We start from the raw sequence: 22869 nt of genomic DNA on the forward strand, positions 1-22869 counted from the left end.
AATACGCTAATCAAGGACTTGCATTCCTGCGAAATATATAAACAAAAAATAAGCTCTCGATGGGCGAGAGCTCAAACTAACCAATTATAAACCTAAATTATTGAAAGGAGCTGTAAGGGAAGGAATCGAACCTTCAAGGAGTGGTTAGCCATTGCTGGTTTCCCGTTTTCTCCGCCACCGAGACAAGGAGGTGTGTCTGCCTGTTTCACCACCTTACAGTAAGTAAGCAACGTCTACCGTTTGCTTGATACAAATATCACCATATTTTTTAGAATTGCAAACTATTTAACAAAAATTAACATTTATTGATAATAAGACAGTTTTTTCTAAGTATACCTACATTTTTAACAATCTCGCTACATACTTTCCTATGATATCAAATTCCAGATTTACCTGGTCACCGGCTTGTAAGGTCTTAAAATTGGTGTGTTCATGGGTATAGGGAATGATCGCTACAGAGAAACTACTTGCTTGAGAGTCGACTACTGTCAGACTAACCCCGTTCACGCAGATTGATCCCTTCTCAACAGTCACGTTTCCCAATTTGGCGTCATAATCAAAAGAATAAACCCAGCTCCCTTCGAGATCCCGGACGTTTGTACAAATAGCAACCTGATCAACATGACCCTGAACAATATGCCCGTCTAGCCTTCCGTTCATCTGCATACACCGTTCCAGGTTAACGAGACTGCCAGGCTGCAGCTTACCCAGATTTGTTTTAGACAGCGTTTCTTCTACCGCCGTAACCGTATGGCAGTCGCCCTGAAGATCTACCACCGTCAGACACACTCCATTATGGGCCACAGACTGGTCAACCTTTAGTTCAGATGAAAATGACGAAGATAATTTTATGTGAAGATTTCCCTTATCCTTTTGTAAGTCAACGACCTCACCCAAGGTTTCAATAATGCCTGTAAACATGATACGAAGGTAAACAAAACCTAAATGCACTCAAACTGTTAGTTGTCTTCGTATATTTAAACATACGCCACTTCGTATTAATTTTAATATGTAATTTTGGCAATCAATATTTATGTTAAGACAGAACCTACAACAGAAGTTACTTCAGAAGCTATCGCCTCAACAAATTCAGTTCATCAAATTATTGCAGGTGCCAACAGTCTCACTGGACGCCCGGATAAAGGAGGAGCTTGAGGAGAACCCTGCTCTTGAAGATCTTAGTTTATCTAATCTTAACGACCCGGTTGAAGAGTATCCGGATAAGGATCCCGATGACACGTATGATGCTGAAGAAAAAACAGACGATTTTGACGAGTTTAATATTGATGATTATCTTCAGGAAGACAACATAAACGACTATAGCTCCAAATACGACCAGAATAGTGATGATGAGGACGAAAAAAAGGAGATGCCTATTGCTGTGCAAAGTTCTTTCTATGAGAATCTGCAGGAACAACTTGATCTGATTCCGCTTTCGGACAAAGACTTCCAGATTGGGCAGCAACTTATAGGAAGCCTGGATGATGACGGCTACCTCAGACGCTCTGTCGCTTCCTTAATTGATGATCTTGCTTTCTCGCAGAATGTATTCGCCGAGGAAGAAGAAGTTGAGGAGATGCTGAAAGTGATTCAGAATTTTGAACCGGCTGGTATTGGCGCACGCGATCTGCAGGAGTGCCTCCTTATCCAACTCAGGAAGAAAGATCAAAGCAATCCCTATATCATTAAAGCTATACGTGTTGTAGAAGACTATCTTGATGAATTCACGAGAAAGCACTATGACAAGCTTGAGAAAGCCCTTAACATTTCTTCAGAAGAACTGAAGGAGATCATCGCGGAAATCCTGAGATTGAATCCTAAACCTGGAGATTCAGGTGCCGTTACAACGAAACAGTTGCAGATTATTCCGGATTTTCATATCAGCAACAAAGAAGGAACATTGGTTCTGACACTCAACTCGCAGAATGCACCTGAGCTAAAAGTGAGTCGTTCCTATCAGGAAATGTTCCAGCATTATGATAAAACTTCTCAAAAGGATAAAAAACTTAAAGAAGCAGTTCAATTTGTAAAGCAGAAGCTGGACTCGGCAAAATGGTTTATCGATGCTATAAAACAACGTCAGCAAACCTTGTTAAAAACGATGAATGCGATTATGCACTACCAGTACGACTATTTCCTTACCGGCGACGACAGAAACCTGAAGCCAATGATCCTGAAGGACATAGCTGACCGCATCGGTATGGACATTTCGACTGTCTCCAGGGTAGCGAATTCCAAGTACGTACAGACCGAGTTTGGCACCTTTTTACTGAAATCATTCTTTTCAGAAGCTATTCAGACTGAAAGCGGAGAAGAGGTCTCTAATAAGGAGGTTAAAAAGATTCTGGAAGAGTGCATTGGAAACGAAGATAAACGCCATCCGCTGGCAGATGAGAAGCTGGCTGAGATTCTTAAAGAAAAAGGATATAACATTGCCCGTCGTACAGTGGCGAAATATCGTGAGGCCATGAATATCCCTGTGGCGCGGCTAAGAAAAGAATTATAAGCGTATAATGGCCTTACGTAACAGACCTATTCTATAGCACCTTATTGGATAATAATTGCTACCTTGCGCGCTTTATTAATTTGAATACAATGCAAAACGAAGGAACAGTAAAATTTTTCAATGAAACTAAAGGTTTCGGATTTATCGTACCAGCTAATGGTGAACCGGATATCTTTGTTCATTCAACAGGACTTATCGACGAAATTCGTGAGAATGACCGCGTTAAGTTTGAAGTTGAAAAAGGCAAAAAAGGCCTTAATGCGGTGAATGTAGAAGTTATTTAATTCATACATATATCATTAAGCTTTCAAGCATCTGTCTTTGACAGATGCTTTTTTTGTTTCAGGACTATGCAGCCAGCGACACTCCTTCATTCCGTTTTGATATTCTAAGGAACCTAAGAATAAGGAAGATAGAAGCTAAAGTGAGTCCGGTTATCAGCCCCAGCCACATGCCGGTTGCACCCATTTCAAAATGAAATGCGAGCAGATAGCCGACCGGCAAGCCTACTACCCAGTAGGATATCGCTACCAGGATAGTGGGTATTTTAACATCCTTTATTCCTCTGAGCAAGCCGGCCCCTATGGCCTGGGTACTATCGGAAATTTGAAATACCGCTGCGAAAAGCAGTAAACCCGAAGCCAGATGCACAACTTCACTGTTATTATTAAACAGTTGAGGCAACTGGAAACGGAAAACGGCGAAAATTACCGCACAGAAGATTCCGTAACAAAGAGCTGTTATCAGTGTACTACGACCTATTTTGGCGATAAGGGAAAAGTTATGACCTCCGTAAGCATTGCTCACCCGTATAGATCCGGCCTGGGCGAGCCCCATGGAAACCATAAATGTAAAGGAAGCACAGCTCAGCGCGATTTGATGTGAAGCCTGGGAAACGGCTCCCAATGTTCCGATTATGATACCCGAAACAGCAAATGCTCCGGCTTCCATTCCCATCTGCAAACTGCTTGGAACGCCGATATGAAGCAGCTCCTTCATCGTTTTAACTTTGAGCTTCCATTGACTTCTGCTGACCAGAATATATCTCTTAAAGGTACTGTGCTTCAACACTACCAGTGCAAGCAGCAAGAAAATAAACGTCCGGGTTATTAACGTTGCCCATCCAGCCCCAACAAGCTCCATTCTCGGAAAGCCAAGGTTGCCGTAGATCAGCAACCAGTTGAGGAAAATATTCACAGGCATCCCGATTAACGAGAGAAGCATCGCTGTGCGTGTATATTCTAGCCCATCAGTAAACTGCTTTAGCGTCATAAATAGCAGCATCGGCACGAGCGACATGCCCATTAGTTTCATAAATGGTAATGCCAGCACTACCACCTCCGGATCCTGTCCGAGATGATACAATATATTGCGTCCAAAGACCAGCAGACAGGAAATCGCAACGGCGGCAACAGCGCACAGCACGAAACCATTAAAGAAATAGTGTGACACCAGGTTACCGTCCCTCCTGCCATGGGCCATAGATACCATTTGGGAAACAGATATGGTAATACCGATACCAAAAACGAACGGAATATTAAGGGCATTGAGTACCAGTGCCGCTGCTGCAAGCTGCTTATAACTAATTGCCCCAACCATCGCTGCGTCAATCAGATGCAGCGCCATCTGAGCCAGTTCGCCAATGATGATCGGCAGTGCTAATTTGATTGTTTTACCTGCTTCAGAACTCATATTCCACATCCCAATTTAAGGGCTGCAAAGGTACTAACTTTTGTTAGAATAATATCTCAAAGGCGTTGCAGAAGAACCATATATCATTAAGAGAAATTGGTTATCTTGTCGGTAAGTTAAGCTACTATTGTTTAGAGAGGAAATCCGCCGGGCAATAATCAGCAGGAGAAGTTGGGTTGATCCTTATCAGATTTAACAAAGAAATTAAAAGTAATGAAGAAAAAAGAAAAGGAACTGACGAAAAAAGCCAGAAAGCAAATACGCCTCTCGCTGGAAGATCTGCTTACAGAAGAAATTAAAAAAGCCATTATCGGCCAGGGAAGGAATCCGAAAAAGGCTGCAAAAGAGATAAAGAAATCCGTTTCTCTGATTGCTAAGACACTAGCACAGAAGGAATCTTTATCACAGTCCACGGAGAAGAAGGAAACCCCTGAAATCCCTTTGGTAAGAGAAAGTGTCAAATCCTTTGACGTACCGCCAATACCTGCACCAGAGCTTCCGGTTGTTCAGGACCCGCCTCTCGCTAAGGCCAGACGCGTAAGAAAACCTGTAGGCACTGCCACAGTTGAAGCGAATACAGCACCTGCTTCACCCGTTAGAAGAGGGAGAAAGCCTGCAAGTCAGTCAACAGCTGAAAGTGAAGCCGTAGCGGTTCGTCCGGTTCGAAAAAGATCAAGCCGGACGCCTGCAATGAAAGTTGAACCAAGCTCCGCAGATAACGAGAAAACAAAACTGGAGGAGGGTTCAGATCTTTCTACAACCGATCAGGATAAAGCAGACTCATAGAAAAAGAACAGGTCCGCATAGAAAGCGGGCCTGTTCTTTTGGATTATTCTTACTGGCGATCTTTACGACTCTGTTTTCTAACTATAGAATGTTTAACGCTATAGGCAAAATAGATGACGAAGCCGAGAGCCATCCATATAATGAGTCGCTCCCAATTGTGCTTACCTAAACCTACCATCATCAGGAGACAGGCGACAGCACCGATTATCGGCAGATACGGCATTCCCGGCGTTTTGAAAGCTCTCGGAGTATGAGGATCTGTACGCCGCATCACAATTACACCTATACACACCAGCACGAACGCGAAAAGAGTTCCTATGCTTGTCATATCGCCCACCACATCTCCCGGTACAAATGCAGCAAACAAACCAACAAACACTAAAAAAATAAGATTTGACTTGTATGGGGTCTGGTATTTCGGATGAACCTCTGAAAAGATTTTCGGCACCAGGCCATCTTTTGACATGGAGAAGAACACACGAGACTGTCCCAACAGCATGACCAGTATCACCGAGGAGAATCCTGCGAGAATTGCTACAGTGATCAATATCGACAGCCATTCATACCCGGGCATATAATTTTCAATCGCAAAAGCTACTGAGGCCTCTTTCCCGGCACTTGCAAACTCGTTATAGTTGGCTACACCTGTCAGCACATGACTAAACAAAACATAAAGTACTGTACAGATCACGAGCGATACTAAAATGCCAATAGGCATATCCCTTTTGGGGTTTTTAGCCTCCTGAGCCGCTGTAGACACCGCATCGAAACCTATGAAGGCGAAGAAGACAACCCCAGCACCGCTGATGATCCCGCTCATTCCGAACTTACCGAAGTCGTTTTCAAAATAGTCGAGAAACCCCTTTTTGCCCGCTATCATTTCTTGTTCGCCAACATTCACAGGAATATAGGGTGTATGGTTAACAGGATTGATGTACGACCAGCCCAAAAGAATAAAAGCGATAACGATAGCCACTTTGAGTATGACGATAATACCATTCACATTGGCCGATTCTTTGGTACCTCGGATGAGTACAAGAGACAAAAGTATCACGATAAACAGCGCCGGGAGGTTGATAATGCCGTTCACCCCGTCAGGAGAAACCTGAAATGGAGAATGACAGAGTTCATAAGGTATGGAGAGACCAAAGGTTTCCAGGAGCTTGTTCAGGTATTCAGACCAGGCGATGGATACAGTGGCAGCACCTACTGCATATTCGAGCACAAGATCCCAACCGATCACCCAGGCGATCACTTCCCCCATGGTTGCGTATGAGTATGTGTAAGCGGAGCCTGCAATAGGTATCATGGAAGCGAATTCCGCGTAGCAGAGGCCTGCAAGGCCGCAGCCAACAGCTGCCAGAATAAACGACAGCGTTACCGAAGGTCCGGCGTGATCTGCAGCGGCGGCGGCGGTCCGTACAAATAAGCCGGCCCCAATGATAGCGCCAATTCCTAACGCCACCAGGTTACCTGCCCCCAACGTTCGTCTTAACGTTCCTTCACCGGTTTCTTCGGCCTCCTTCATTAAAATACCGAGTGGTTTCCTGAATTTCATATAATACGCTAGTAAAGTTTTGTATGGAAAGGGTTTATTAAATAAATATTATTCATTTCGAAACTGAAGCTTGCTGTTTCGCCTGTGTAACCGAAATAAGTCTTTAAAACAATCAGTGGTACTTTTCATCCGGAAAGAGCAGATCCTAATGACCAACCAACAACTTGTACTCGTCTGCTGTAAGTAACTTCTCCAGCTGACCCGGATCGCTTAGGGATACAACAGCCATCCAGCCTTCGCCATAGGGGTCGGTATTGACTAGTTCAGGAGCTTGATCGAGCTTGTTATTCAATTCGACGACAACACCAGATACCGGCATGAAGAGATCTGATACTGTCTTAACCGCTTCAATGCTACCGAAAATATCGTGCTGATTGAGCTCAGCGTCGTTTACAGGAATGTCGACAAATACAATATCGCCCAGCTCACCCTGAGCAAATTCGGTGATGCCTATTGTAGCAAGGCCATCTTTTAGCTTCACCCATTCGTGGTCAGCCGTATATTTAAGTTCTGATGGAAAATTCATATCGTTATTTTATCATCTCGGCTTCCATAAGGAAGATTTCCGAGCGTTTGTCACCTGTTTTATTGAGTATCAGCTTGCCCTTTATCCTGACCGGCCTGTCGGATGCTCCAACCGGACGCTTTGAATACACCTCAATCATGGAGGGAATATCACCCTGCCCGCAATATGCACACTGGTCATAAGGAACCACCGCCAGCATGAAATTGGTGTACTCCATTTCCGCCTTTAGGGGGATAATGTATCCGCTAAGTTCGATAAACTGGTTCTCGATGTTCAGCAACCTTTGCGGGAACGAAGGCACCATTTTGAACTGGGCGTTTTTGACATATTTTTTCTGCGCAATCATCCTCCAGGTATCATCCATTAAAGGAACATGGGTGGGAGCCTGCCCTTTTAACGTTACAGCGCTGGACACAAACAGGGCAAGTATCAGGATTAGCTTCAATTTCATGTTTTGCTTATTGGTTTTTAAAGCGGGCAGCGGTGCGGCTGCCTGCTGACTGCACAACCTAGTCCTTTTTAACAGTAGGATATTTAATTCCAAGCTGTTCCAGATAGGTCTTATATTTTGCGGGGTTATAGTAGTATTTCTTCATCTCTGGTCTGAATTCTTCCATAATTTTCTTGTTAAGGGATATGGCTGGTTTATCCGTTTCAGATATAAGTGGGGTGTATTTTACTTCTTTCGTTTGGACGTCGGCAAAATAATTTTTAGCACTTTTCAGAATTTCCGGATCAGTAAACAGATCCAGCAATGTCATGGCTTCGGCTTTAGCTCCTGCCGTTACCCCTTTGTGGGCAATCGGAGTGGCCATGGCGATGGCATTGGCCCAATGGTGACCGGGTAAGCCAGGTATATTAGAGGGAAATCTTAGCACAACAGTCGGAACATTCCAGGAGATATCGGCAATATCGTCAGAACCGCCTCCGCCGGCAGATAAGGAGATCGCTGGTTTTGCAAGTCCGCTCAAAGCCATAGGCAAGCCTTCTTGACTGGAACCAAGCTCCTTTTGAAGAGCCTTCGCCAGGATTTGATCATTATCTGACCACTCCGGGAGTCCGACAGCTTTAATGTTTTCATATAACGCTTCGGCTATCGGTTGATTGAAATGACCTGGCCATGCACTACCTAAAACTTCATAGGTCATTTTGGTATCCGTCATCTTTGCTGCGGCCTCGGCGATCTTAACCCCGTCTTTGTACATCTTCATAATCTTGGGATAAGATCTTTCGCGGAAGTAATACCATACTGAGGCTTTAGATGGCACCACATTGGGCTGGTCTCCCCCGTCGGGAATGACATAATGAGAACGTTGTGTAGTTTCCATGTGCTCCCGATGGTAATTCCAACCGAGGTTCATCAGCTCGACAGCATCCAGACCGCTGCGTCCCTTCCACGGAGCGCCAGCTGCGTGTGCAGCTTCACCTTCGAAATTAAATTTTACTGAAACCATCCCGTTGCCTCCCCCATCGCCGTAACTGGTGCTCATGTTGTTGCCCACATGGGTGAAGATGCAGGCATCCACATCCTTAAAATATCCCTCGCGAACATAGTAGGCTTTTGATCCGAGTTGCTCCTCGGCTACTCCAGGCCATAAGATGATTGTCCCCGGAATTTTTTCACGCTCCATGATCTTTTTTAGGGCAAGTACCGCTGTGATATTCAGAGGCTCTCCGGCATTATGGCCCTCTCCGTGGCCGGGTGCACCGGCAATGATTGGATCGTGATAGGCTACGCCGGGCTTCTGTGAGGCCTTGGGGATACAGTCGATGTCACTGCCTATAGCGATAACGGGTTTTCCTGATCCCCATTTTGCTGTCCAGGCGGTTGGAATACCTGCAATGCCTTGCTCTATTTTAAAACCATTTTTTTGTAAGATACCAGTGAGGTATTTCGATGTCTCCACTTCCTGAAAGCCGAGTTCTCCAAAGCTGAATACCATATCGACCATCTCCTGTGTAGACTTTTGTTGATTGTCAATCTCTTTCATCAGTTCGGTTTTCAATGCGTCGAGCTTTGCAGGCGAAATGGTCTGAGCAGCCGCCTGGCTGGATATAAACCCGGCACCGGTCATCAGACAGGCCTTCGCAAAATTGCTTAAGCGTTTTGAAATTTTCATTGTTGTTACCATGTCGAAAATCTTGTTATTTGCTGATTTGAGTGTTTACGCTTTGAGTACGAACGGTGGGATACTTTATCCCCAGCTGTTCCAGATAGGTCTTGTACTTAGCCGGGTTATAGTAATATTTTTTCATCTCTTCCCGATACTCACTCATTATCTTTTTATTCAGGGAAACCGCAGGTTTATCTGTACCGGAGATCATTGGCGTGTATTTAACGTCTTTAGTCTGAACGTCTTTAAAATAGGCCCAGGCATTCTTTATAATTTCAGGTCTAACCAGCATATCCAGGACGGTAAGCGCTTCAGCCTTAGCACCTGCGGTAACTCCCTTGTGCGCTATAGGGGTTGCCATGGAAATGGCACTTGCCCAGTCATGCCCCTTCAAACCGGAAATATTGGAGGGATAACCCAGCACTATTGTCGGTACATTCCAGGAAATATCACCGATATCATCCGATCCTCCTCCGCTGAAAGAAGCGCCGGGAACTACTTTCATAATCGGACTCAGCGTTGTTGGCAGGCCCTTATGCAAATCGGTGTTATCCGGATTAAGTTCCTTCTGTGTGGCGATCGCTAGTTGCTGATCGGCCTCGCTCCATGCAGGCAGGCCCACTTGCTTGATGTTTTCGTACATCGCTTCGGCAATAGGCTGATTCATGTGGCCCGGCCATGCGCTGCCAAGCACTTCGTATGACATCTTGGTATCAGTCATGGATGCTGCTGCTTCGGCTATTTTAATGCCGTCCTTGTACATCTGCATCACCTTCGGATAGTCCTGCTCCCTGAAGTAGTACCAGACAGATGCCTTTGATGGTACCACATTAGGCTGATCTCCGCCATCTGTAATGACGTAGTGGGAGCGCTGACTGGGCAGCATGTGTTCACGATGCATATTCCAGGCGGTGTTCATGATTTCTACAGCATCCAGCGCACTTCTTCCCTTCCAGGGGGCACCGGCTGCATGCGCCGCTTCGCCTTCAAAGCTAAACTTTACGGAGATCATGCCGCTGGTTCCGATTGGACCATATCCTGTACCTAAATTGCTACTCACGTGGGTGAAGATACAGGCATCGACGTCTTTAAAGTAACCATCTCTGACGTAATATGCTTTTGTCCCCAGTTGCTCTTCTGCCACTCCTGGCCATAACACCAGGGTCCCGGAAAGCTTTTCACGCTCCATAATCTTTTTGAGAGCCAGCATGGCGGTAATGTTCAGCGGCGCACCAGAGTTATGGCCCTCACCGTGACCCGGAGCTCCTTCTATTATTGGGTCGTGGTAAGCGACACCCGGCTTTTGTGAAGCTTTTGGAATGCAGTCGATATCACTTCCTATGGCAATAACGGGTTTGCCTGAACCCCATTTGGCGGTCCATGCGGTGGAGATGCCCGAGATACCATGCTCGATGGTGAAGCCATTCTTCTTGAGGATATCGGTAAGGTATTTGGAGGTCTCTATCTCCTGGAAACCCAGCTCACCGAAACTGAATATCATATCGACCATTTCCTGGGTCATCTTTTGTTTACTATCGATCTCCTTGATCAGCTCGGTTTTCAGCGCATCGAGCTTGGCGGGACTGACCTCCTGACCGGAAGATGTATCGGGCCTGAGAACGAACAAAGCGAGTAAAGCGAGAAGCTGCAGGCCTGGAGTCTTCCTTTTTAATATTTTCTTCATGGTTGTCATACTGGCTGTTTTAAGTTTTACATTTCGCTAAAAGAGCACACATGGCCGGAGGCATCGGCATTCAGGAAGTCCATCGCCGGCATACCGATCGGTGCCCCTGGAGGCATATCTGCCGAAGCTGGTGTTTCGAACTTATTGGGGCTGGCCTTAAATTCATCGATTTGAGCGAGCGCAAAGAGCATATTTGCTTTTTGACGCGGCGCGGAGCCGCTGAGTTTGGCTTTCATCCATTGTTGAAGCTCTCCGATTTCATAGAGTGCCTGTCCTCTGACAATCTCTGAAGTTTTTGTGTCGGCAGCCAGCATGAGGAGATATTTCAACACCTGGTTATTTACTGTGCTCTGAAGCTCCCCTCTGTAGCCGGCAGCCAGTGGCGTCTTCCAGGTTCGCTCGATTAGCTTGTCGGCCACTTCTAAGAACCCGGGGTATTTGCTGTCCCTTGCATGGTATTCTATTAAACGACTTGCACGCTCGGCGTTAAGTAAATACGAGAGGGTACTGCTCGCCGCCGTTTCTGCTGCCGCAATGGGATCGAACGTTGGACCGGTATAACCTTTGAAAGTCTCGACGGACGCAGGGTATCCGGATGGCCTGGGAGGAATCATCTGGATGAGTTTTTCGGGCAGGCTAAGTGCGTCGGGACTAATGGTAGCCATCAGCGACTCAAAGGCGCGCCATTGTTCTTTAGGCTCTACCATCCGGGTGACGACCTGACCGTCGTTCTTGACGGCATGGGTAAAATATAGGCCTCCGATGGATTTAGCGACCGCCTCTATCTGATAGCGATGTAGCAGATAAGCGGGAACCAGGACTTCTTCAATGGTTGCCATCGGCTGACCGTCGGGTATAGCTTTCTCAGAGAACTTGTCGAGGATATTTCGACGCACCTTCATAATGTTGCTGAGCTGATCGATAGGATTCGCTCCGTCATCCCATTGGTGAGAAGTTGGATGCGCATGTCCGCCAATATCCGGGATGTAGATAAATCCCTGCGCTAGTGTTTCCTTCATGATTTTTTCAAGTTCGGCATGTTCATCTGTGCCCTTGTCAAACTCACTATAGCCCCACATAACAGCACGCTTATCCCATTCTCCTATTCCTTCACCATAGGCATCGGAAATATCAACCGTTCCATCGGGTTTCATGGAGAAGCGCGGATAAGGGTAGTCCATAACGGAGGCCCGGCCTTTCGGACTGGCGGCAAAATTATGGTTGAAGCCGAGTGTATGGCCAATCTCATGAGCGGATAGCTGTCTTATTCTGGAGAGGGCCATTTTTTCCATCGCATCGGTTACGGGTTTCCCGGTTTCATATGGAAGAAGCAAACCTTCTGCAATCAGATAATCCTGGCGATGACGGTCCGATCCCAGGGTAACAACACCCTTAATAATCTCGCCGGTTCTTGGGTCGAGGAATGAGGCTCCGGAAGAAAATCCTCTGTTTGGATTGCCCGAACGGTTGATCCAGTTGACAACGTTGTAGCGAATATCCATTGGATCAGCATCTTCAGGCAGCTCCATAATCTGGAAAGCATTTTTGTATCCCGCCGCTTCGAAAGCCTGATTCCACCATGCGCCGCCGTCAATCAAGGCCTTTTTTATAGGTTCCGGTGCGCCGCGGTCAACATAATATACAATTGGCTTTACAGCCTCACTAACCGCAGATCCGGGGTTCTTTTTCTGTAAGCGGTGACGTCTAATGAAGCGCTTCACGATCGGTTCTGTCATGGGCGCGGAGAAATCCATGTAGGCAAACTGGCCAAAGGCAGAGCGCGGATCAAATTCTCTGGGTGTATACCCTACTTCAGGGAGTTCAACGAACGATTGGTGCATGTGAATGGTGATCGCTGTCGGATCGGGAGCAATGTCTATGCCCCCGCCCCAGGGATTTGCGTTGGGGTTGCCTCCGGTAAAAGTGAGCAGGGATTCAAATTCGGTGTTCTTCGGGAAGTTTTTAGTATTTTCCATAAAGACCACCGAACGTGATTCATCAAGCTTATAAGTACCTGCAGGGCTCGCACTCCTCGTTGATACAGGTCCGCTAACCCGGGCAACGCCCAGCCTGGAGGTAATGCCCTGGCTGTCGCGGATAATGAAGGGAGTAAGGTCGAGAAGATATTTGCCGCCGGCTGTGGAGACTGGCGTGAAGCCAAATACTACGGACTTTGCGAAATTGTTGTCAACGGCTTTTATCTGGTCTTTGTTGGTTGTTATCGCCCGGTAATTGTACACCGGCTGAACCAGAAGAATCTTCGGCCCTGCCTTAACAAACTTAGCTATCGCCGACGCCGCCTGGCCCCTTTCAGGCCCTCCATTACCTACACCGCTGCTGAGCGATCTGAAGTATAAAAATTCAGTATCCAGCTTATCAACTTCGAGGTAAACCTTTCCGCTTTTGTCATCGTAATAGAAATCAAAGTAGCCTTCGAATTTCTGCATACTTCGAACATTCGGTCCCTGCGTACTTTCAACAGACTTCGTCTGGGCTGAGGCTGGAAAATAGGATGTGGCCGTTAAAGCAATCAGCCCGAGAAAAATTTTAGAATATAGTTTCATTAGCAGTCATGATATAGAAATGAATGGATAATTATGTCGTGTTTCTGACTCTTTGAATACCGCTTGCTATAAATCCTTATTCGCCGAGATCTCTGCGTTCGGAATCGGGAAAATATACTCAGGCTGATCAGGAGAAATTGAGGGCGCTGTTCCTTTAGATGGGATCGTTAGCAGATTTCTCAGCAAATCGCCTGACCGCATCCCCTCGCCCAGAAACTCGATTCTGCGTTCTATAAGAATGGTGTTAACCAGCGCTTCCCTGCCGGAGATTGCTGATGCCGGGAAGCTGTACCCTGCGTCTGAACGTTGTCTCACGGCCGTAAGCAGTTCTGCTCCTTTTGCAAGGTCGCCGGATTTTGCAGCGGCCTCTGCATAGTTTAGCAAAACCTCCGAGTACCGCAGTACAGGCACATAGTCTAAAAAGGTAGGATGCATGTATTTAGTAAGATAAGTGCCGGTACCGTTAGTCCTGAACATGGTTTTCCTTTGGTCTGAACTTCTCCATGTCGGGTCTCCGTAAATCCCTGCCGGGTTCATGCTATACTCCTGATTGGTATTGAACTCATAACCCAGTGAACTTTGTCCGGATACGTAATCGAGAGCGGTCATCGGCATCGAGAGGATGGATTCGGTGGTGGTATAGTCTGACCGGAAGATGGTCAGAATACTCGGCTGAAGCTGATGAGAAACTCCGGTTGCGGACTTGAAAGGCGCTGTTGCGGGGACAATCTTTTGTGCTTCCTCAATGACCCTATCGTTCATTCCCATAGCGAGATAGACCCGGGTTTTGAGTGCTATGGCCGTGTTCTTGTGTGCCCTTGTGGTATTCAGGAGAGCGGAGCTGTAAGTCAGCGGCAGGCTTGCTTCCGCTTCATTGAGATCCTTTAAAATCTGAGTGTAAACCTCAGCAACCGTACTCCTTGGCAGGTTGTTATTTGCAGAGGTCATCTCTCCCGACAGACGAAGGGGGATGCCCTGAGAGGCTCCGCCATCTTTAACGTAGGGCTGGCCATAAAACGTGATCAGCGAGTAGTAAGATAGCGCTCTAACAAATTTGGCTTCTGCGATATACTGAGCCTTTAACTCCGCTGAGACCACATCGGGGTTCGCTGCAAGCCCGTCAATCAGAAGATTGGATAAATTAATCGCTGCATAAGCGGAACTCCAGGTTGTCAATGCGTCATTGGAACCCGAGTTGATAGTATGGTTCCAGGCATCGTAACCTGTAAAGATATTGTTCAGCCGGTTGAGGAAGTCCTCCCCGCGAATGTCGCTCAGCATCGGGTAGCGGCCGCCTAAGAAGTTGCCGCTTTTTAGCGCCTTGTATAAACCGTTAACCTGTCCTAGTACGCGGGAAGGCGTAGAGAACACGAGGTCTGCCTGAACAGAAGTCTCGGGCAGAGGGTTCAGTAGTTCTTTTTCATCACAGGCTGTAAGCACGAAGCTCAATCCAACTGCCAGGCAGCTTAACCTGAGGATGTATGGTTTGAATATACTTTTAGATGTACTTTTCATCAGAATATAGTTTGTTTTTTAATGGTGATGATGCAATCATGAACTATTCATTTTTCTTTCGAGCGACATGCTCATGATGGTTCATATGAGTGCGTTTATAAGACCTAAAAACCGATGTTGACTCCGAAAGTGAACGTCCTGCCCTGAGGTACTGAGTTCTTATCCACCCCGGGGGTCGTGTTCGTATTTCCGTTCACGGAGATATCCGGATCCTGACCGCTATAATTGGTGATCAGGAATGCGTTGAACACCTGCGCATAGAGCCTTACTGAGCTTATTCCCGACTTGCCTAGAACTTTCGGAGGAATACGGTAGCCAAGAGATGCTGTCTGTAGCCTGATAAAATCCGCTTTCTCTACGTTCTCGGATATCGGAAAGGACGAACCGTTTGACAGCAGATCGCCGATAACAACACGCGGTATGTCGGTAGTCTGGCCTGGTGTAGTCCAGCGCTCCAGCACTTCGGTTGTATTGTTCCAGAAACGCTGATCTCTCCATGTTCCCTTGGTTCCGTTTTGGATATAGTTACCGCCAGAATAAGTGAAGTTAATGCCCAGATCGAAGTTTTTGTATTTAAATGTATTGTTGAACCCTCCGTAAAAGGTAGGAAGGGCATTTCCCAGGAGCGCATAATCGTCAACACTTATCGCTGAAGCAGTTCTTCCGTCGAGATACGTCCAGCGGCTCTGACCTGATGGCACAGAATGACTATACTGGATCCTTTCACCGGCTCTGTTGATGAAGATACGCTGTCCGTTCTCAGGATTTACACCATCCGTTACGGCACCATAAAGGCTACCAACGGAATAACCTACCCGGGTGATATTAGTGGTTTCGGAGGCAGTGGCTGTAGTACCTACTATCTCGGCACCTTCACCGAATAACTCGGTCACCTTATTTTTGTTATGCGTGTAATTAAAGTTGGTGTTCCATGTAAAATCACCTTTTTTAATGACCATCGCAGAGATGCCTACCTCTATCCCTTTGTTATACATGGCGCCAACGTTCTGTAGAATGGCATTGCCGGGAATGCCTTTGGAAGGTGCCTGGGGCACATTTAGTATCAGGCCGTCAACGTTATTATTGTAATAGGTCAGATCAACCGTGATCCGGTCGTTCAGGAAGCCTAAATCTGCGCCTATATTAGTCTGCTTGCTGGTCTCCCATCCAAGCTCTTCGTTTCCTCCCTGGGTGAAAGCAAATGTCGGAACAGAACCGTAAAGACCAGATTCATAGAGCGACAACGATCCATAATTATTGGTCAGGTTTCCATTACCCACCTTACCCCAGCTCGCCCTGAACCTTACGTTGTTCATGATGTCTGAAAGATGGGACGACTTATAGAACTCCTCCTGAGACAAGGACCAGCCTCCTGATACACCTCCGAAATCGCCATATTTTTTGCCGGCGCCCAGAGCGGAATTTCCGTCCCTACGGTAGTTGAGTGTAATGAAGTACTTTTTGTCGAAGTCATAACTTAGCCTTCCGAACACCGAAGCGAATGCTTTCTCACTTAAAGAGTTATTACTTGCTCCGGGAATAATGTTGAGGTATGAGCCCTGGTAGTTGTCAAAAAAAGTATCGGCTAATCCTGTACGCTGCGCCCCCCAGGAGGAATTGTTGAATTTCTGAACATCATAACCGGCTAAAAAGGAAAGATTATGGAGCTCCGCGAAGCTTTTTTGATACGACAAGGTTTGCGTAAGGTTCCAGTTGTCTATTAAAATACTGTTATTATTCGCTTGCCCCCCCGCAGCAAAACCCGGTCCATGAGTTGCACTATCGAAGGCTTTGTTCTCGATTTTGAAGCGATCAATACCATAACTTAGCTTGTATACGAGATCTTTAGCCAGATTGACATCAACCGAGAAGTTCCCGATGATCCTGTCATTCTCTGAGGAGTATTTATTGTATTCAAGAAGGGCAGCGGGATTAAAGAAGTTACTGGATACGGTATTATTGCCCATACCCAGCGTATTCGTGGCGCTCATATTGAAGGAGCCGTCAGGATTCTGTGCGTAGACATTAGGAGCTGACAGTGTCGCTAATCGCGCTATTGCTGTGAGCTGAAATGCGTTTCCCTCTAAAGACCCTGTCTGAGGAGAAGCATTCAGGCTATTATTATAATTGACATTAGCGCTGAGTTTTACCCAGGATAATAGTTTATGATCGACGTTAAAGCGGGCAGACTTCCTCGTAAACTCATTTGTCTTGAGAATACCCTTCTGGTTGCTATAATTAGTGGAGAAATAATATTTCGTTGATTCCGAGCCCCCGGAAATATTGAGACTATGATTTTGAGAAACTCCTGTCTGGTACACCTCATCAAACCAGTCTGTATCTACCAAAGAGCCATCTTCATTAAATGTTGGAAAAAAAGAAGCCGACGGAACAGCAGGGTTGTTCTGGTTATTCGACAGAATCTTTGAATTCAGTACCGCTTCATTTTTGATTTGCATGAATTGCTCAGCGTCAAGCAGATCCGGCAAACGTGTTGCGTTGGTCATACCGGCCCAGCCTTCGTAATTCACTTTGGGCTTGCCTGATTTCCCGCTCTTCGTGGTGACCAGAATAACCCCAGCGGCCGCGCGGGATCCATATATGGCCGTAGAGGCTGCATCTTTAAGGACATTTATAGATTCAATATCGGCAGGATTGATATCACCAAGGGGATTATTAGCCACTTGTGAATTACCGGAGCTATTGCCTGTATTAATAGGAACCCCGTCTACGACAATGAGCGGATATGAACTGAGAGAAATGGAGTTAATTCCACGAATCCTGATAACCGGGGCATTATTCAGGACTCCGTTTGGCTGGCCTATACTGACCCCGGTTGCCTTGCCCGCCAGCCCCTGGTCAAAACTTTGCACAGGCACATCTTTTAATGCTTCGCCTGAAACCCTGGCGGCAGATCCGGTAAATTCTTCCTTGGTCTGTGTCCCGTAGCCTACAACAACTACGTCGTTCAGCATCTTCGAGTCTGGTTTTAGTGCTACTTTTAGGGCGCCCTTATTCCCCACAGGAACCTCTTGCGCTACATAACCGATGTAAGCGAATATAAGGGTAGCTTTAGGATCTTCAACAGAGATAGAAAACTTGCCATTCAGGTCGGTGATGGTACCGCTGGTAGTTCCTTTTACTTTAATGGAAACCCCTGGAAGCGTTTCGCCCTTTTCGTCTGTTACCACACCTGTAACCTTCACCGGCGGACGGCCAGGAATATTTGTATGAGATGTTAGATGGACAGAAAAACGTTCATTAGCTGAAGATAGAGCGGGATGAGCAGCTATCAGAAGGCAGACAGCAATCGACGAAAGCTTACCCTTGGGCGTCAGGGCATACCTATAGTATTTAACTCTATCAAATAGAGATTTTTTCATAATTTTGTTGCGTTAGGTGTTAAAGTAATTTTCGTGTAAGAATGCCTTCAGGTTCCGAGGCCCGGCATCTTACAGGTCTGATGCTTTACATTTGGTTTTCCTTCTGGTCTGGGTTTACCTGGCCAGAAGGTCTCTTTTTCTATTCCATATCTTTTCTTTGTTAATTGTTATACATTTCCATCGCGTTTACATATCTTTTCACATTAGTAGCACATCTCCCGATCACTCAACATACAACATTTTTGTTTTTCTCATAATATCCTGGTTAAAAACCGTAAAAATTAAGATTATTTAGATCACTAACTTCTAGCATTACCTAAATATATTGAATTATTCATACATAAATAACTATTTATTTAACTTTTATTCAATTTAGAACCATTTTATTAATAGAAATATCAATAAGTGGAAAATAACAACAGTTATTATTTCGATATTCCCGGATATTCGAATAATTGCACTGATATTTTCTCATAAATCAGAATAAATTGAAACAAATAAGCGATAAGTGCAATTATTCCTATTAAACAAGCGATAAAATCTAATTATCTTGCTAATCACATCTTTAAACCATTCCTAAAGCAACACCTCAACGTCGCCATGTATTGGATAACCCTGACAAAGGAGAATTTGTCCGGAAGCCACTTCTTCTTCTGTCAGCACCTCATTATACGCCATCCAAACTTTCCCTGATTTACATAAAGCAAGGCAGCTTCCACATCTTCCCGTTTCGCAGCTGTAAGGCAAATTGATACGATTCAACTTTGCAGCACTCAATATGGTCTGCGGAAACTGCACCGAAATAACGTGCTTTTGTTCCTTAAAATAAATAGTTACTTGATGAGGGGACGTATCTTCAGGAACGGGAACTATCGGTCGCGGCAGACTACTAAAGCTCTCTTTAAATATATTGGCTGGAGGCGCATTGCCCAGGAGCGTAATATTAACGATTCGCATGTAATCAAGCGGACCGCAGATATAAAAAAAAGCATCCATCCTATCCACCTTAAGATATCTCTCGATCAGTTGCTGAAGAAGCCAGCTACTGAGTCTGCTATGATAAAGATCCAGGTTCTGGCTGAACAAGAAATGAATCTGGAAACGCTCGTCACATTCCCTCTGCAAATCTCTCAGCTGTTCCAAGAATAAAGCACTTTCTTCACTCTTGTTACTATAAATAAGAACGACTTGATTATTATGACGTTTAAGTATTCGCTTCAGAAGGGAGAAACATGGTGTAATACCGCTTCCAGCTGCAAGAAAAAAGAATTGATTGGAATCATCGAAATTTTTCGGCAACACAAAAAGACCGTTTATTCCTGATGTATAAAGTATATCACCAGCCTTGGCATGCATCAGAAGCAGTCGGGAGAACTCACCATTCTCAACCTTCTTTATGGTAATACTCAGGGGTTCACCCAAAGCAGGTGAAGAAGAAATCGAGTAGGAGCGCCTTTTCTCGCCATGCTTTGTATAAAACACCAGGGTCAGGAACTGGCCTTCTGTATAGGCCGGCTGCCAGCCTTGCAGCGGCTCAAGAACGAACGTTTTTGCGTTCGTCGTTTCAGGTAGGACCTGTCGGATCTTAACTTGTTTTATGAGTAGATCAGATGCCATGCGCCGGAGTATTAGATAAATATTTATTTAACTATCAAAGCAAGGCTTTGTTGGAATGAAATACAGATGAAGAACTGACATCCTGCGATAGTAGCTCTGTTCTTTCAGACTTCTGACTTACTTAGGGTCGCGCCCGTCAGTTAATAGGGTGTGATACTAACCGGCCCTGCAAGACCCGAAGGCTGAACCTTCCAGTTTGAAGCATTAAGCGGCTTATAGTTGATATCGACTATATTGATATCATGGAACTTCTTCCACTCAATTCCTTTCTGATCCATGTACCGAATGCGGTTCGCCATCAGGTTGGTCACTTCAACGCGAATGGTATTCTTACCGGGACGCAGGTATTTCCCTATCCTGGCTTTATATGGAATACTCCATAAAATTCCCGCATCTTCTCCATTTACCCAAACTCTGGCACTCTCATGTACCTTGCCCAGATCGAGAATATACTCAGAAGCCTTGTTTTTAGGCATCTTAAAGGTAACACTATACTGTCCCGCCCCCGAGAAATTATCCATATCGGCATCGCCGAATGCAGTCCAGTCCACCGGCTCATCCAAATTTCTATCCGCAGGGAGAACAGGTCCTCCACCGCTGAAATGCAGGCGCCATTTACCTTCGACTTCTATCGGCGTTTGCGCGCGGTCAAGGTACACCCAGGGCTTGATATCAGTCAGCGGCTCAGAAGAAGCTCTTACGATCATCGCCTCACCAGGCTGCATCTGAATCTTCACCTTTATACCGCTTCCTTCAGATGTGAATGATGCTGATCCTGTATAACCACTTTGCGGATCCATCAGGATCACAGATTTTGCCGTTACATTTAATGGCATTTCCTGATTAATCGTTTGCGCTGTGTGATTTACCAGATAATAGTACTTGCTTGCTCCGTCTTGCCTGCGGATAAATCCTAAACCTGAATCGGTTACTGTTTCTCTTTGTATTCCCTCGACGACCAAAGCCTTTTGGATATCCTCTGACAATACAACTTTACCCTCACCCAGATTCATTCGCTTGACACCATTGCCTGCATCTGCGAAAGACAAGCCCGATAAGATGTCTTTTAACAAAGCCTTCCGTTTATCCAGGTCGCCAAGCCCCGGCACATCAGCCGGTAATTGCTGAAATATTACGGTCGCTCCAGCTTTGGCAAGCGCCAGCATTTGCTGTAATGTTTCAACAGGCATCATTTGCGATTGCGGGACTACGAGCACTTGGTAAGGTGTGGCATTTTCAGCGGTACGGATCATACCCTCACGGGCAGACGCCTTCTTCAATAACAAATCGGAAACAAAATCAATCGAATACCCTACTTTCTGGAGGTTTTTTACGTTCGCATAAAATGGCGTAGGATGCAGCCAGTCGTCGATGTCATGGACTTTAAATGGCATATCCTTTCCCCTCGCCTTGTTCCATGCGTCGAAGACAGGCCAATACATCAGGATCTCATTATCCGATTTACCCGACTGCAACACCGATTGAACCCGAGTGATATAGGATGTAAGTCCTGGCAAATGCTGCCAAAAGCTATTCGCAGGTGTAAAATCAACCGAGGCATAAAACAGCCATCCCGGCCATGCCGCCTTGGGAGGCGAATAGGTCGTACCATGAAAAAAGACGTGATTGATACCTGATAGAAAGACCTGCTCCACTTCCGGCTTGCATTGAGATAAGGAAGTTTTAAAATGCTCTGTGAGCCAGGTAAAGGTTTCGCAGGATACGAGGTTGTGACCTGCGACATGCGCTGCTGAAGAAGCAAACTTCAGCATCACCGGATCAGGATCAACGTTACGAATATCCGCACTGTCTCTCCTCAGACCCGGAATGTGAAAATAACTGGAACCGAAGGTTTCGCATTCGGGAATATCTACTGCAGCATATAGGTCTAACAGATTTCCAGGTGAGCCATGTGCCTGATTCCTGGTGATACCTTTATGCTTGCGTGCCCAGCTAGTCCAGGGCTGCGTAAAGTTCGCCAGGAGCATTTCAGACATTGTCTCTCTATAATCAGATTTCAATCTGGCCTGATGAGCTGTGGCTTCCTTACTAACAAATTCTTTGATGAACGGCCTGAAATCGTAACCTCTGTTCTGCTGGAACAATGCCAGGAATTCTTCAGACCAGTCTGCACCATAGACCTCATAGCTGTCATTATAGAAAGCCCTGACATTCGGCGCTGAACCTTCAAAGGCATCGTCGAACCGCTTGAGATATGCATTCAGGGCGTTGTGCGAAAAATGGTTCAACGTATATCCTTCGCCTCCCGGAGAAGAGCGCTTTACCATTTGCCGAGTCTTGCCATTAAATGCTGCGTATAGCTCCCAGCTTCCTGATTTCGGAACCCAGCGGAGGGTACCGTCCGCTGCAACTTTACCGGCGATCTGAAGTATCTCTCCTTTATTTCCATACGCTGTCAGGAATTGTAAAGACGCGGATTCCTGGCGGGGTTCTTTCACTACTATTTTTTCCGCGAGCTTCTCGCCTCCTTTCAACTGATAGGTTTGCACAATTAGCTTAGACGCTGCTTCGCCCAGGCTAATCTGAGGTCCGCCAAACGGCCATCCGGTTCCGTTTGTAAGGTCAACTCCCATATTCAACGATTCAGCTGTACCTACGGTCGTATTCAGCATCTTCATCCATTCGGGTGTCAGGTAGGAAATATACTTCTCTTCCATTCCCTTGACTCCGTAAATAGGCGCTATCTCTACACCGCCCAAACCAGCTTGCTGAAAAGATATTAATGAAGTCTTTATATCGTCCTCGCTCACTGCATTTCCCATCCACCACCAGCGGGTCCACGGCTTCATCTCCTTCTTAACCACTGGCCAACCAGTAGTTTGAGCTTTTATCCCGGAGCTGGCCAGGAATATCGTTCCCAATATTGCAGCTGTTAAAATTCCTCGTCTTCTGTTCATGAACAT

15 protein-coding genes are annotated in these 22869 nt (G+C 46.0%); 3 read left to right on the forward strand and 12 right to left on the reverse strand.

Translation table 11 applies throughout. From position 1 onward, the window contains the following. Positions 1 to 336: 336 nt before the first annotated feature. Positions 337 to 921, reverse strand: coding sequence for a riboflavin synthase (locus tag ACKI5J_RS06670; protein ID WP_407427786.1), 585 nt, complete (start codon positions 919 to 921; stop codon positions 337 to 339). A 112-nt stretch (positions 922 to 1033) separates the two neighbouring features. Between ACKI5J_RS06670 and rpoN the strand changes: the two genes are divergently transcribed. After that, a complete protein-coding gene (rpoN, locus tag ACKI5J_RS06675) occupies positions 1034 to 2506 on the forward strand; it encodes an RNA polymerase factor sigma-54 (RefSeq protein WP_407427788.1) in 1473 nt (490 codons plus the stop codon). Positions 2507 to 2595: 89 nt separating this feature from the next. Next, positions 2596 to 2790 (forward strand): cold-shock protein, encoded by a 195-nt coding sequence (locus ACKI5J_RS06680; RefSeq protein WP_106294003.1) that lies wholly within the window; start codon positions 2596 to 2598, stop codon positions 2788 to 2790. A 64-nt stretch (positions 2791 to 2854) separates the two neighbouring features. Here ACKI5J_RS06680 and ACKI5J_RS06685 read toward each other — a convergent pair whose 3' ends face one another. Next, complete coding sequence (locus ACKI5J_RS06685; protein ID WP_407427790.1) at positions 2855 to 4198, reverse strand: MATE family efflux transporter; 1344 nt, start codon at positions 4196 to 4198, stop codon at positions 2855 to 2857. Between the two features lie 213 nt (positions 4199 to 4411). Here ACKI5J_RS06685 and ACKI5J_RS06690 point away from each other — a divergent pair, with 213 nt between their 5' ends. After that, on the forward strand, positions 4412 to 4984 hold the full coding sequence (locus ACKI5J_RS06690; RefSeq protein WP_407427792.1) for a hypothetical protein: 573 nt from the start codon (positions 4412 to 4414) through the stop codon (positions 4982 to 4984). Positions 4985 to 5033: 49 nt separating this feature from the next. Here ACKI5J_RS06690 and ACKI5J_RS06695 read toward each other — a convergent pair whose 3' ends face one another. The 10 genes from ACKI5J_RS06695 to ACKI5J_RS06740 form a co-directional block, all read right to left on the reverse strand. Beyond that, on the reverse strand, positions 5034 to 6542 hold the full coding sequence (locus tag ACKI5J_RS06695; RefSeq protein ID WP_407427794.1) for an amino acid permease: 1509 nt from the start codon (positions 6540 to 6542) through the stop codon (positions 5034 to 5036). Between the two features lie 145 nt (positions 6543 to 6687). Further along, positions 6688 to 7068 (reverse strand): glycine cleavage system protein GcvH, encoded by a 381-nt coding sequence (gene gcvH, locus ACKI5J_RS06700; RefSeq protein WP_407427796.1) that lies wholly within the window; start codon positions 7066 to 7068, stop codon positions 6688 to 6690. 4 nt (positions 7069 to 7072) lie between these two features. Then, a complete protein-coding gene (locus ACKI5J_RS06705) occupies positions 7073 to 7519 on the reverse strand; it encodes a hypothetical protein (protein ID WP_407427798.1) in 447 nt (148 codons plus the stop codon). Positions 7520 to 7577: 58 nt separating this feature from the next. After that, entirely contained in the window at positions 7578 to 9188 is a 1611-nt protein-coding gene (locus ACKI5J_RS06710) for an amidohydrolase (RefSeq protein WP_407427800.1), read from the reverse strand. 25 nt (positions 9189 to 9213) lie between these two features. Next, positions 9214 to 10866, reverse strand: coding sequence for an amidohydrolase (locus ACKI5J_RS06715; RefSeq protein WP_407427802.1), 1653 nt, complete (start codon positions 10864 to 10866; stop codon positions 9214 to 9216). Between the two features lie 26 nt (positions 10867 to 10892). Continuing rightward, the gene (locus tag ACKI5J_RS06720; protein WP_407427804.1) at positions 10893 to 13430 is read right to left on the reverse strand and encodes a zinc-dependent metalloprotease; all 2538 of its coding nucleotides are present in this window, start codon (positions 13428 to 13430) and stop codon (positions 10893 to 10895) included. A 66-nt stretch (positions 13431 to 13496) separates the two neighbouring features. Then, the gene (locus ACKI5J_RS06725; protein WP_407427806.1) at positions 13497 to 14945 is read right to left on the reverse strand and encodes a RagB/SusD family nutrient uptake outer membrane protein; all 1449 of its coding nucleotides are present in this window, start codon (positions 14943 to 14945) and stop codon (positions 13497 to 13499) included. Positions 14946 to 15049: 104 nt separating this feature from the next. Beyond that, positions 15050 to 18328 (reverse strand): SusC/RagA family TonB-linked outer membrane protein, encoded by a 3279-nt coding sequence (locus tag ACKI5J_RS06730; RefSeq protein WP_407427808.1) that lies wholly within the window; start codon positions 18326 to 18328, stop codon positions 15050 to 15052. A 576-nt stretch (positions 18329 to 18904) separates the two neighbouring features. Beyond that, complete coding sequence (locus ACKI5J_RS06735; RefSeq protein WP_407427810.1) at positions 18905 to 19945, reverse strand: flavin reductase family protein; 1041 nt, start codon at positions 19943 to 19945, stop codon at positions 18905 to 18907. Between the two features lie 140 nt (positions 19946 to 20085). Then, entirely contained in the window at positions 20086 to 22863 is a 2778-nt protein-coding gene (locus ACKI5J_RS06740; RefSeq protein ID WP_407427812.1) for a glycosyl hydrolase, read from the reverse strand. Positions 22864 to 22869 lie beyond the last annotated feature (6 nt).

This window comes from Arcticibacter sp., from assembly GCF_045629565.1.
Lineage (GTDB): Bacteria > Bacteroidota > Bacteroidia > Sphingobacteriales > Sphingobacteriaceae > Arcticibacter.